We start from the raw sequence: 14,629 nt of genomic DNA, 5'->3' as shown, positions 1-14,629 counted from the left end.
TGAAATAATCCAATCACAGGATTAAATGGCAACACCATGAATAATAAACTCATTCATACATTAATAGAACAACGGATAGGGGAATATGCGAACAGGATAGCGCTGTCCGGTTATGGCCTTCGTTTAACTTATGAAGCACTGAATAGTTACGCTAACCAGCTTTCCCATGGACTATTGTCTTTTGACTGCGGAAATGAAAGTACGGTTGGTGTTTATGCCGGCGGTGGTCCTTTGCAGGTGGTTGCCCTGTTAGCGTGCTTTAAGGCGGGAGCCGTATATGTGCCAATGTCGGCAGACCAGGCAGCGCAGCAGCTATTGCAGGTGATGGAAGATACCGGTATGAAAGCTATCATCACCACTGCTACACATGTGGCAGGGCTACAACAGTTTTTAACCAGACATGGGGTTAAAGTTGCTACACTGATGGTGATTGATAACCCTGCAGCTGCTGTATTGCCATTGACTGTGTATCATCAGGATCAGAAGGAGCATCCTGTTTTCAGTACTTCCAATGTAGATCTGTCGTATAGTGAATTTAACAGTGCCTATGTTTTTTATACTTCAGGGTCTACGGGTAGAAGCAAGGGAATAATAGGTTCTCATACATCGCTTAGCCATTATATTCATTGGCATCAGCGGGAATGGGGGATAGATGGTAGTTTCCGGATAAGCCAGCTGGCACCAATGACTTTTGATGCCTCACTGAAAGATATACTGACAGGCCTTATCGGAGGGGCTACCATCTGTATGCCTGAAAGCAACATAAAAAACAATCCTGCGCTGTTAGTGGAATGGTTACGAAGTGAAGAGATCACGCTGCTGCAGACGGTACCTTCTGTTTTCCGTTTGATTACCGGCAGCCTGCAGGAGTCCGGGCAGCCGTTTACAGCGTTGCGTTATGTGGTGCTGGCCGGAGAGCGTTTATACGGGAGGGATGTACTAAACTGGAAAGCCGCCAATGGTACAGCAGCACGTCTGTCTAATTTGTACGGATTAACAGAAACGACGATACTGAAAACCTGTTTTCATATTGATCACTGGGACTGGCAGGCGGGAGAAGTGTTGCCGGTAGGATTGCCGGTTAGCAATACGATGATAGCTGTTGTTAATAATAATAGTCTTTGTATCAGTGGCGAAATAGGAGAGGTCTATATTAAGAGCCCTTTCATCAGTAAAGGATATACGGATCCTTTATTGAATGAACATCATCTTGTTCAGAATCCATTGGAGAGTAATGAAACAGATCTTGTCTGGCGTACCGGAGATTTGGGGCGTTACCGCAGTGACGGTAATCTTGAAATTCTTGGCCGTAGGGATGAGCAGGTAAAAATTAATGGTGTCAGGATTGAACTGGAACATGTACGTTCCGTGCTATTGCAGCAAAAGGGGATCATGCGTGCTGAATTGGTGGTACATACTACGGAGGATTTTCAACAGGATTTAATTTGCTACTATACCGGCGACCGCTATATGCCTGAGCAGCTGCGTGCATTGTTGGCTGCTGATTTAAATCCATCCCTTTTGCCGGTATATTATGTATGGATGGATAGTTTTCCGTTGAACATGAACGGCAAAGTAGATAAGAAAGCACTGCCCAAACCTATGGAAATACTTTTGAAAGCGGGTCACGAAGAACCGCGGCCAGGGTTGGAAGAACAGCTGGCTAATGTATGGCGAAGCGTGTTGGGAGTAAGTGTCATAGGCAGGGAAGATAATTTCTTTAACGCCGGTGGTTCATCTCTCAAAGCAATACAGGTGGTTACCAGGGTATATAAAGAATTGGATGTTCAGCTCACCATTGCTGATATATTTGGCAACCCGGTTCTCCGGAAACTGGCCGAATTTATTGGTCAGAAGCATATTGATGCTTATAGTGCCATACCCAGGGCCGGTGAGCGGGATAGTTATCCTCTATCCAATTCTCAGAAACGTTTGTGGCTGTTAAGTCAATTGCCTGAACAATCAGTGGCCTATAATATTGTTCCGGTATATAAAATTCGGGGGATGTTAGATATAGCCGCCTTAGCCGGAGCATTTCAGCGTTTGTTTGAACGGCATGAAAGTTTGCGAACTGTTTTCTTTTTGCAGGGAGAAGAGTTATTGCAGCGTATTCTTCCCGTGGATGCATCAGGAACAGGATTGGTAGTGCGCTCTTTTACCGGAACAAATACGGAGGCGCAGGCCTATGAACAGGCGGCCAGAATTGCTGCAGAACCTTTTGATCTTACCAACGGTCCGCTGTTTCGGACAGAACTGTTGAAAATAGCCAAAAAAGAATATCTGCTGATTTTGTCGATCCATCATATAATCTCTGATGAATGGTCGATGGGCGTTATGCTACGGGAAATTATCAATTCCTATAATGCGCTGTCAGAAGGTAATGAACCCAAATTTGAGGCACTTCCGATTCAATATAAAGATTATGCAGTATGGCAACAGTCAGCATTATCGGAGCAACTATTTTCTCACCACCGGCAATATTGGCTGAAACAGTTTGAAGGGGACTTGCCCGTATTAGATTTACCATTGGATTATACCCGTTCTACCGAAAAGCTTCATCAGGGAGCCGTATTACGCTCATGCTTTGTAGAAAACGACAGCCAGGCATTTCAGCAATTACTGCAGGAAAAGGAATTGACACCATTCATAGGGCTAAGTGCATTGGTCAACATTTTATTGTATCGTTATACAGGTCAGTCTGATCTCATAACTGGTACCCCGGTAGCTGGCCGGGATCATCCGGATCTGGAAAATCAGATCGGATATTATCTGAATACACTGGCATTACGAAACCATATTACAGGGGAAGATAGTTTTATGGAAGTGCTGGAGAGGGTTAAAGCAACTATCATAAATGCATATGCACATCAATCATATCCTTTTGATCTGCTGGTGGAAGAATTAGGTTTGGGAAGAGACCCGGGTAGATCACCATTGTTTGATGTCATGGTGGTCTGGCAGAACGGGCAGCAGGCAGAAACACTGCCTGATCTGGATGATCTTGAAATTGAAAATGTACATCTCCATGATGTTGTGAGCAAGTTTGATCTTACATTTTTCTTCGAAATTAATAAAGGTATAATTGATTTTCAGATAGAATATGATACTGCATTATTCAGGAAAGAGCGTATTGAACAAATGGCAGCTCATCTGAAAGAACTTTTACATACCGTATTACAGACGCCAATGGCTGCGGTTAAGGTCCTGCAATATATTCCCGCCACAGAACAGCATCTGGTGCTGCATACCTTTAATAATACTAATTTTGACTGGCAATTAAACCCACCGGATTTGGTGAGCTGCTTCGCAAAACAGGTGTCACTAAATCCAAATAAAACCGCACTTATCCGTGACGGGAAAATACTTTCATTCCGTGAGCTGAATGCCCTTTCAAATCAGCTGGCAGATAGACTTCGCAAGGCACATGGTGTTAAAAGAAATCAACTCATAGGTATCAGCACTGCTCGTAATGAATTCCTCATGATTGGTATACTGGGTATTTTGAAAGCAGGCGGAGCATACGTTCCGCTAGATCCTGTATATCCCGCAGACCGGCTGAATTATATTATTGAAGATAGTAAGCTTGACCTGGTACTGACAGATGATGCAACGCAGCTCTTTAATAATACAGAAGTCTTGGATTTGAGTGGCGAAGATGTTTTGAGTGGTTACGACCCTGTTGATATGCCTGTTTTGCCAGAACCTGCAGATATAGCATATGTGATCTATACTTCTGGTTCAACAGGCCGTCCTAAGGGAGTAATATTGCAGCATCATGCAGTAATCAACTATATCAGCTGGGCGAATAACTATTATTTTAAACCTGGAAAAACCTATGTCTTCCCCGTTTTTACCTCGATTTCATTTGATTTAACTGTGACAAGTTTACTGGGCGGCCTTTACAGGGGTGATGCAGTGCGGCTATATCCTCAAACAAACTTGCTGGACGCATTGGATCTCATGTTCCGCGAACCCGGTATTAATGCGCTGAAGATCACTCCTGCTCATATCGAATTATTACATAGTATAGGTGCTGATCTTCGTGATCTGGAAGTTATCATTGTTGGTGGAGAGGAATTGACAAGCTCCCATATTGCACGCCTCTCCGGGATGACAAGTTCCGATGTCCGCATCTTTAACGAATATGGGCCAACGGAGGCAACAGTAGGTTGTGTGGTGGCCCCTGTTAATGTTAGTGCTGATGTACGTGTGATTGGTACCCCTATTGCTAATATGAAGATTTATATCCTGGATGAACATCAACAGTTGCTACCGCCAGGAGTGCCAGGTGAGTTATGTATCGCTGGTGAAGGACTTGCTAAAGGATATCTGCACAATGATGTGCTGACGGATGAACGTTTTATTTCAAATCCTTATGGCGAAGGAAGATTATACCGTACCGGCGACATCGCTGGGTGGACAAGCACCGGGGAAATTATCTTTTACGGACGCAGGGATAATCAGGTTAAGATCCGGGGATATCGTATAGAGCTGGGAGAGATTGAAGAAAGCCTGATTTCTTCAGGTTTGCTTAGTCAGGTAGTCGCTGCGGTTTATGATGCAGGTACTGCGAAGTCTGTTGTGGCTTACTATACAGCAGATAAGCCTGTAGCTGTTGATACGCTGCGTATTCATCTGCAGGGGCGTTTGCCGCAGTATATGATACCAACTCATTTTATGCAGCTGGAACAGTTTTCGTTGACCACTAACGGGAAGATTGACCGTATGTCTCTGCCGGCCCCGCTTTCCCGATCAAAGGCCTATCGTGCAGCCGGTACTGCCACAGAAAAGTCAATTGCCCGCATTTGGGAGGAAGTGTTAGGTAAGGAACGTATTAGTCTTGATGATGATTTTTTTGAGATAGGAGGTCATTCGCTGACTGCTATACAGGTGAATCATCGTATCGCCCGTGAGCTGTCTGTTAAGTTGAATCTACGTGATATTTTCACCTGCTCCGTGCTATCTCAGCTGGTAGCTTTAGTAGAGGCATCCCGGCAAACTTTTGCAGGATCTATTCCGCGGATTGCTAAGCAGCCGGATTATGAACTTTCGCATGCACAACGGCGCTTATGGGTCATCAACCAGCTGGAAGATCAGTCGGTGGCCTATAATATTTCCATGCATTACAGGCTGAATGGAGATGTAGATCTTGCCGCATTACGTGCAGCATTCCGCTATTTGGTTGCCCGTCACGAAAGTTTACGCACCACATTTATCCTGGAAAAAGGAGCGCCCAGACAACGGATACTGGAAGCAGAAGAATGCGGGATAGACCTGGTATTTCATGACTTTAGCTCCTTTACTTCTCCAGTTGATTATGCTATTGCACATGCCGCAGACATTTGCGAAAAGGTTTTTGATCTTGAACAGGGGCCGCTTTTCCGGGTGGAATTGCTGAGAGAATCCCCGGACAGTCATTTGCTGGTATGTTGCATGCATCATATTATTTCTGATGAGTGGTCGGTACAGGTTTTGGTAAAAGAAGTGATTAGCTGCTATAATTCCTATGTAGCAGGGAGTGTGCCAACACTTGCTGAATTACCGGTTCAGTATAAAGATTATGCCGGATGGCAACAGCAGGAATTAGCCAAAAAATCATTCTCGCAGGATCGTCAATATTGGTTGTCTCTTTTTGAAGGAGAATTGCCCGTGTTGGAGTTGCCCGCTGATTATCCCCGCCCCGCTGTTCAGAAGCACCGCGGAGCACTGTTGCGAAGTAATTTCACACCAGAACAAAGCCGGATGTTCCGCCAAATAATTCAGGACAAGCAGGTTACACCATTTATGGGGATACTCTCGTTGGTTGCTATTCTTTTATATCGTTACAGCGGCCAGCAGGATATCATAATAGGTACACCGGTGACTGGTCGTGATCACCCCGATCTGGAAGATCAGATTGGCTATTATCTCAATACGCTGGCTCTGCGCTATCAGCTGGAAGAAAGAGATAGTTTTATTCATGTTCTGGACCAGGTCAGATCAACAACCATTGATGCTTTTTCCCATCAGGCTTATCCTTTTGATTTATTGATAGAAGAGCTGGGAGTAAGGCGTGACATGAGCCGCTCGCCTTTGTTTGATGTAATGGTGGTATGGCAGAAAAGTGAAGAAGGAGAAGAGGGCGCTGATATGAAAGGACTTACCGGGGAAAACCTACCAGTACAGCAAGAGGTAAGTAAGTTTGATCTTACTTTTTTCTTTGTATTGGTAGACGGCAGAATGAATTTCCGGATAGAATATGACACAGATATATATAGCCGTGCACGGATAGAGCGTATGGCCACTCATATGCAATGTTTGCTGGAAGAAATCCTTCAGGCACCGGAAAAGGCGATAGGTCATCTTAATTATATTCCTGAAGCAGAGCAGGTCCAGCTGCTGAAGGTATTCAATGAAACCAGTAAAGCCTGGGATTTAAACAGGCAGGATCTTGTGAGCTGTTTTGTACAACAGGCATCCCTTCATCCTGATGAAACAGCACTTGTCAGCGAGGGGAAAACGTTTTCTTTCCGGGAACTGGATAGCTTGTCTAATCAGCTTGCAGACAGGCTGGTGGGTGTTCATGGCATCACAGGCAATGAATTGATAGGTATCAGCACCACACGTAATGAATACCTGGTCATCGGTATACTGGGGATCCTGAAATCAGGAGCAGGTTATGTGCCACTGGACCCGACGCATCCGGCAGACAGGCTGGAATATATTATAGCAGACAGTCAGCTGCGGCTTATCCTTACAGATAATACCACCCTTTCCGATGAGGGAAGAGTTGCTGTACTGAACCTCAGTGAAGAAAGTACCCTTAATGGTTATAATGCAGCTGGTGTTGCCGTTAAAATTCATCCGGAAGATATTGCTTATGTCATCTATACCTCCGGTTCTACCGGGCGTCCGAAAGGAGTACTGGTGCCACATAAAGGAGTCGTAAATGTACTGTGCTATATTAAAGAGAAACTGGGTGTGAGTATGGCCGACCGTTTGGTGGCAATTACGACCTATACTTTTGATATGTCAGTTGTAGAGCTGTTGCTCCCGCTGACCATGGGTTGCCGATTGATATTAGCAGGTAATGATGTCTGCAACATGCCAGACCAGCTGAGTGCTTTACTTAACAGTAGTGAGGCCACAATACTGCAGGCAACCCCCGGGATGTGGAATCTGTTGTTGCAGAGTGGCTGGAAGGGCCGTGCAGGCCTGCAGGTCATCTCCGGAGGTGAAGCGATGACAGAAGGCCTGATCCGGCAGCTGCTGCATCTTACAGGCCGTGTATGGAACATGTATGGTCCAACAGAAACCACGATATTTTCTACAGCACTGGAGGTAACGAGTACGGAACAATCTCCTCTTATCGGCCGCCCGTTGGCCAATACCCAACTCTATATACTGGATGGTCATCAGCAATTACAACCGGTAGGAGTGCCGGGAGAGTTATGTATAGCCGGAGACGGAGTTGCGGCAGGATACCTGAACAATGACTTACTGACGCAGGACCGTTTCATCGTCGATCCTTATGGCCGGGGTAAATTATACCGGACAGGAGATATCGCGAGCTGGACTGCTGATGGAGAAGTAGTATTCTATGGCCGTAAAGATAATCAGGTAAAGATCAGCGGTTATCGCATAGAGCTTGGAGAGATTGAAGAAAGCCTGCTTTCATCAGGTTTACTTCGTCAGGCAATAGTAACTGTATACAATAAAGGAACAGAAAAGTCACTGGTAGCCTATTATACGGTCGATAAGGCAGTATCGGCAGCATCTGTACGATCCTGGCTGCAAACCCGGTTGCCACAATATATGATTCCTGCCTATTTCATGGAACTGGAGCAGCTGCCACTTACGGGTAACGGTAAGATAGACCGTAAATCACTGCCGGCGCCGGAAGCACTGCGACAGATTTACCGTGCACCGGAAACAGCTACAGAACAGACACTGGCCCGCATATGGGAAGATGTACTGGGTAAACAACAAATTGGAGTGGATGATAACTTTTTCGAGATTGGTGGACATTCCCTGCGGGCTATCCAGGTAATATCAAGAATATTTAAAGCATTCCATTGCAGGCTCACATTGGGCTCGTTTATGCAAAATCCAACCATTGGGGCGCAGGCCGCTATTCTATCTGCAACCAACAGGCATCATGAGCCGGCATTGATAGTAGCAATAGACCAGCACCAGGCCGGGAGACCCGCATTGTATTTGCTGCCACCACTCATAGGCTCGCCATTAGTGTACAAAAAAATAGCTAATACCCTGAGTGGCTGCTATAACTGTTATGGACTGCAGGATGCAGGCTTTGACCAGGCGGAGAAAATAGATCTTACATTAAACGAAAAAGTAAGACTTTTTGCCAATCAGATTATTGAACATGCAACGGAGAAAAAAGTACGGTTGATGGGATTCTCCTACGGTGCAACAGTGGCGTTTGAGGTCGCAAAAATGCTGGAACAGGAAGGTTTTGAAACTACGTTGCTTGTTATAGACCGCCCGGTAATCAAACGTAGATCTTTCCTTGGACTTAAAACGGCTTCCGCAGAACACGAAGATATCAATCAGTTTCTTGACAAGATCAAAATGATCGATCCTGCCATATCCTATCTGAATGATATCACCATCAACTGGAATAATAATATCAAGCTGACAGAAAAATATCAGCAAAAAGGAAGTATAAAAGGAAAGCTGATCGCATTTAAGTCGAAGGAGAATATGAGTAAGGACTTCCTTAGTATGGAAGACTGGAATGAGTTTACCGTTAATGCGTTTACACATTACTATTTATCCGGCGACCACTACGAAAGCCTAGAACTGGATGAGAATATCGATAAAATTTATGAAGCGCTACAGCAGCATGATAATATTAAAGAGGTTATAAAAGCGGGCTTGTAAACACTTAAAACACTTAACATATGCATCTGCAAGAAAAAACAATTAATGAACAGGCACTTCCTATGGTGCTGCGGTTTGATGAACAAACAACTGTTGATGATTTTATTGCCTGGGCACGCACAGAAGAAAGCCCGGTATACCAGCGTGTGCTAGACTCGGGCGCGCTATGGATAAAGGGTTTGAATATCGATTCTGCGGATAAGTTTCAATACCTGATGCAGGAGTTATATCCATCAACCAAGAGTTTTCTGGATGGCAACTCCAGCAGAGGTAAATATACCTCTACCGTATATAATGCCTCGGAATACGATGCAGGGTCTATCATACAACTGCATACAGAATTCTCCTACAGCGGAGAATGGCCAGCGGTTATCTGCTTCTGTTGTGTGGTGCGGCCAGATGAAGGTGGAGAAACAACCGTGGGGGATTGTAAACAGGTACTTGAAAAGCTGAATGTTTCGCTGGTAAATGATTTCAGAACAAAAGGGATTACCTATATAAGAAACCTTCATAAAGGTCAGGGATTAGGTCCTTCCTGGCAGGAAGCATTTGAATCAGAAGACAAAAATTTTGTCAATGAATATTGTGCCAAACATAATATTACCGTTGAATGGCGTAAGGACGGAACAGGAAGGTTTATCCAGACAAGACCCGCAATAAGACTCCATCCTCAGACAAATGAAGAATTGTGGTTCAATCAGGTAGATCAGTTCTATCCGCAGATATACGGGGCAGAAGTTTATGAAGCATTATTGGCTATGAACAATGGTATTAAAGAGAACTTGCCTATGTATGCCACATTTGGCGACGGAACAGAAATTCCGCTGGAATATATTCAGGAAATTATTCAGGTACTGGATGAAGTAACGATTCCGGTAAGTTGGGAAAAGGGCGATCTGTTAATTGTAGACAATATGGCCTCTTTACACGGAAGGCTGCCCTATCGCGGAAACAGGAAGATACTTGCCTCAATGGCGTAACTGAAGATCATTTTAATTCAATTGTTATGGTACCCAAATATAAATCATACAATATTAGTGCCCTGGAATCTATTCCCCATCTGCAAAAGATGGATAAGGAAATTATTGAGGATGTCAAAATTGTTGGTGAAATATATCCGTTCAAGACAAATAACTATGTGCTGGATAATCTCATCGACTGGGAAAGAGGGATTGATGATCCGATATTCAGGTTAAACTTTCCTCACCGGGGGATGCTCACAGAAGAGCACTACGATAAATTGAAGTGGGGAAGAGTCCATCTCTCAAAAGCTGAATTTGCAGAATTAGTAGATCAGGTCCGGGATACACTCAATCCTCATCCGGCAGGTCAAACATCTTTTAATGTACCATATGAAAATGGAATACGACTGGAAGGCCTTCAACATAAATATAGAAATACGGTGTTGTACTTCCCCAGTCATAGTCAGACATGTCACGCATATTGCACTTTTTGTTTCCGTTGGCCACAGTTTATATCCAATGCAGAATTAAAGTTTCAATCAAAGGAAATCGATTCGCTGATCAGGTATCTTAATTACAATCCGCAGATTACGGATGTGTTGCTGACAGGGGGAGATCCTATGGTAATGGGTCCTCAAATACTTTCCAGGTATATCGACGCACTGTTGCAGGTGAAAAGTTTGCGTAATATCAGGATAGGTACTAAATCTCTCACTTTCTGGCCATTTAAGTTTACGGCGGAAGAAGGGTATAAGGATGTACTTCAAATACTTCGCAAGGTAACGGAAAGCGGGAAACATCTTGCTATTATGTCCCATTTTAATCATCCCGCAGAATTGAAACCTGATATTGTGGTAGAAGCAATTAAAAATCTGCGATCTACAGGTGCTGAGATCAGGACACAGGCCCCTTTACTCAGAACTATCAACAATAAAAGTGAGATATGGGCGGAAATGTGGGAGCGGCAGGTACAATTGGGGTTGATCCCTTATTACATGTTTTTGCCGAGAGATACAGGAGCGCAACATCATTTTGCAGAGGATCTGAGAACTGCCCTGCATATTTATAAGAATGCAATTCAAAAACTAAGTGGTATTTGCCGTACCGCAAAAGGACCGGTGATGTCGGCGCTGCATGGTAAGATCGAATTACTTGATTGTGTGGATGATGTGTTTTACTTACGTTACCTCCAGCACCGCGACCCGGGACTTGCCTACAAAGTATTTAAGGGCCGGGAGATTATCAATAATCCTAAATGGTTTTCGGATCTCGCCACCATTGATAAATATGAAGAGCGTTACTTTGAACATGCCAGGAATCTTGAGGTTACAGTATAATATCTATTGAAGTACTGCCGGGATAATCTGTTGAATCAGCAATTCAAAAAACTGTTTGGCACGTGGGGAATCAAAATTCCCTTGTGTACAAACAACAACCAAAGCCAGTTCCCTGATCAGCAGCAAATACTGCCCTCCATTGCCTGAAGTAAACTGACATGTATAAAAACGTTTACCCACTTTAACAGATTCGGTATACCAATAGAAGCCATAATAAGCTGGCTTGCAGGAAATATCCTTAAGCCCGCTTTGACCAACAAAAGAAAAAGAAGGTATTTTATTGATAGGAGATGTTGCAAGGGCCAGGTATTCGCCCGAAATGATACGCTGATGCGAGAAGCTACCATTGCCTAACATCAGTTGCCCTATTTTAAGCATATCCGGCGCCCGCATAAAGAAGGAACCGCCGGACATGTAGTTGCCGGAAGGATCCCTGGTCCATTTGTAGTCATTGATCCCGAGAGGAGTAAAAAGATACCTGGCTGCGAATGTTCCAAGTGATATTCCCGCAGCAACTTCGATTAGTGCACCGGCAATAAGCGTATTGCAGGTGCCATATGACCATTGATGACCGGGCTTGTTTGCCAAAGGCCTTTCCATGCAGAAAGTAATCCAGTTATCACTTTTCTCCATAGGTGTTTCACAATCATGGGAAGAAAAAAACTCCTCGCAAATGAGGCCCGATTTCATAGTCAGCAGGTGCCGTACGGTAATATCCCTTTTCCTCCCGGTAAAAAAGGGCGCATACCTGGTATCGTCAAAATACAATGAGACTTTGTCATCAAGACTATGGATATGCCCTTGATCCAGAGAAATGCCTACCAATAATGACAGGATTGATTTAAAAGAGGACCTGATATCAAACAATGAGTCAGCAGAGTGACCCGAAAAATAATTTTCATAGATAATTGTATTGCTGTGATAAATGAGAAGACTATAAAGATTCGCGTATTTATTTTCAGTAATGTGGGTTATTAGCGCATCCATGGGTGAAAGTTATTCGGGTAATTGTTTTCTGGCAGAAACAGCAAGCTTTTTATGCTATAAAATTATACTTTTGGGCACTGTAAAATAAACTGTGTCATCGATCTTTTAAATGAATGAATCTCATTGGGAAGAGATGTTTTTTCTGACGGTGCTGAGTTATATGCTATCGTTGCAAAAAATATCATTTACCAATGAGACACCATTTATATTTTTACCATCAACCCAGCCACCAAATTTAATAGATAGCTGTGATATTGTAAGCTCCCCTTTTTTCGCCCGCGTTTGATTAAAATTTTTGAGATCTCTGTGCTCTTCATTAAGATATAAGCTGATTATGATGTTATTTTGACAATTTTTGATTGAAATTGGTTGTTTCGGCTAATTTTCGTAAATCAAACATAAATAAGTTCGAGTTTTGTACCACCGGGATCACGGGAAAAAGGCTTACAGCAATGTGAGACTTTTTGCTTTAGCAATGTTTGACCTTGAGTCCTCCCACCAACGATCATCTACCTTTACTTTCATAAAATCCTTCAAAAAATACCATTCTTTTTGTATTTTGACCGCAAGGCAGTTTATATGTTTGGGACAGCAAGAACACTTGAATTTAATAGCGTGGTAAAAAAATATTACCCGGCAATTGTCTTTTTCGCAGAAAAAATTATCGACAACCATGCTGTAGCACAGGAAATAGCCCAGGATGTCTTTGTAAAACTATGGGAACAGGGAAAAAACTTTGACAACGACACCAGCATCAGAAACTTCCTGTACCTGGCCGCCAAAAACCGTTGTCTCAATTACATCCGCGATACCAAACGTAAACAACAACGGGAAGAAACCATCCCACTCAGCCCCGTCTCAGAAGACGAAATCACCAATAATATCATCCTTGCAGAAGTATGGAGAGAAATCGACCTTGCCATCAATACCCTGCCGGAACAATGTAAAAAAGTTATAAAACTTAGCTTCCAGGAAGGTAAATCGACCGACGAAATCGCCAAACTGCTGGATATTACTGAAAGCACTGTCCGTAATCAAAAAGCCAGGGGCCTTTCTTTATTAAAGAAAACCTTGTCCAGCGGGGCTTTTACATTGCTCTTGCTGATGGTATAAAATATTTTTTCAGACCCTTTAGACGAACCACACCTGTTTGGTGTTATTATATCGTAATCTGTTGAATGATGAGCCAACCACCATTAGAATTGCCATTTCAGATCGCTACCCTTGTAAAAAAATACATTGCCGGTGAAATCACACCAGATGAGCAGGCCGCATTAGATGAATGGATCAACCTATCCGAAAGGAATAAAGCACTGTGGGCTGAGATCCTGCAAGGGCAGGCGAGTGAATGGGCCAGCACCCCGCTGCGGAGTTATGATATGGAGGCCGTGATTGACACCATTCATCATAAGATCAATAAGAATAAGAAACGACACTTCTTTATATATGGTGCTGTCGCAGCAGCAGTTTTAATGATCATCGCTGTTGGCTTACAATATTTGAAAGTCCTTACACCACCTGCAACAGAGATGGAAATGGTCGTCATTGGCAATGAAGTACCTCCTGGTACATCAAAGGCCCGCCTTGTAATGGCAAATGGCAGTACGATCGGGTTAGATAAAGATGGAGATTCAAGTTTTACAGAAGGAAAAGATGTACAGGTGCAGCAACAACAAGGTGTATTGTCGTTCCAGGCAAGGCACAATGCGAAAGAACAGCCGTCTTATAATACACTGATTACGCCGAAAGGAGGGGAATATAAATTAGTATTGAACGATGGTACGGTGGTGTGGTTGAATGCAGCTTCTGCTATCCGCTTCCCGAACCGGTTTTCAGGAAAGCAACGTGCAGTGGAACTAACAGGGGAAGCGTATTTTGAAGTCACTCATGACCCGCAACGGCCATTTATTGTGAATGCAAATGGAACCGCTATACAGGTTTTAGGCACCGAATTCGATGTGAAAGCTTACAAGGCGGCTATTACTTATACCACACTGGTAAATGGTGCAGTGCGGGTAGCGCCAACAGGTAGTAAGGGCCAGGTGTTACAACCCGGACAAATGGCGAGATCAGGTAACGGTGGATTGAGTATCACAAATGCAGATGTAGAACAGGTAATTGCCTGGAAGAATAAACAGATTATATTAAGGGATGCAGATCTCAGGGATATTATGGAAGAACTGGCGCGATGGTATAATGTAGATGTCATGTATGCCGGGGATTTCAAAGCCGCCACAGGTCTGACTGTTGAAATAAGCAGGGATGTGCCTTTAAAGAAAATACTGGAGATGATTATGCTGACGAAGTCGGCCAGATTTAAAATTGATGGAGATGTCGTGACTGTTTTGCCGTTCAGATAGTGTCAGAAAGAAGTTAATTAAAGCCAACATTCATCTCAGCAAAACAGCACTGAATTTTAAACAACCAGGCAACTAAAACCAAACATCGAAAAAATAAGTC

At 43.6% G+C, this 14,629-nt stretch carries 6 protein-coding genes; 5 read left to right on the top strand and 1 reads right to left on the bottom strand.

Annotated features, from left to right (window positions below; translation table 11 throughout):
- The first annotated feature begins 36 nt into the window (after positions 1 to 36).
- Genes U0033_RS08905 through U0033_RS08895 form a run of 3 tightly spaced genes read left to right on the top strand, consistent with a single transcriptional unit; the run spans position 37 to position 11,182 of the window.
- On the top strand, positions 37 to 8,883 hold the full coding sequence (locus U0033_RS08905; RefSeq protein ID WP_322518507.1) for a non-ribosomal peptide synthetase: 8,847 nt from the start codon (positions 37 to 39) through the stop codon (positions 8,881 to 8,883).
- 20 nt (positions 8,884 to 8,903) lie between these two features.
- Positions 8,904 to 9,863: a TauD/TfdA family dioxygenase gene (locus U0033_RS08900; RefSeq protein WP_072364751.1), complete on the top strand. Its 960-nt coding sequence runs from the start codon at positions 8,904 to 8,906 to the stop codon at positions 9,861 to 9,863.
- 26 nt (positions 9,864 to 9,889) lie between these two features.
- A complete protein-coding gene (locus U0033_RS08895; RefSeq protein ID WP_072364749.1) occupies positions 9,890 to 11,182 on the top strand; it encodes a KamA family radical SAM protein in 1,293 nt (430 codons plus the stop codon).
- Positions 11,183 to 11,185: 3 nt separating this feature from the next.
- Here U0033_RS08895 and U0033_RS08890 read toward each other — a convergent pair whose 3' ends face one another.
- Positions 11,186 to 12,169: a serine hydrolase domain-containing protein gene (locus tag U0033_RS08890; protein ID WP_072364747.1), complete on the bottom strand. Its 984-nt coding sequence runs from the start codon at positions 12,167 to 12,169 to the stop codon at positions 11,186 to 11,188.
- Positions 12,170 to 12,748: 579 nt separating this feature from the next.
- Here U0033_RS08890 and U0033_RS08885 point away from each other — a divergent pair.
- Positions 12,749 to 13,282 carry an RNA polymerase sigma-70 factor gene (locus U0033_RS08885; protein WP_072364745.1) on the top strand — a complete coding sequence of 178 codons (534 nt, stop codon included), beginning with the start codon at positions 12,749 to 12,751 and terminating at the stop codon, positions 13,280 to 13,282.
- A gap of 65 nt (positions 13,283 to 13,347) precedes the next feature.
- A complete protein-coding gene (locus U0033_RS08880) occupies positions 13,348 to 14,529 on the top strand; it encodes a FecR family protein (protein WP_083571815.1) in 1,182 nt (393 codons plus the stop codon).
- The last annotated feature ends 100 nt before the right edge of the window (positions 14,530 to 14,629 follow it).

Source organism: Chitinophaga sancti, from assembly GCF_034424315.1.
Taxonomy (GTDB): Bacteria; Bacteroidota; Bacteroidia; order Chitinophagales; family Chitinophagaceae; genus Chitinophaga; species Chitinophaga sancti.
The sequence above is the reverse complement of the archived record's forward strand: the minus strand, read 5'-3'. Positions and strand labels throughout refer to the sequence as shown.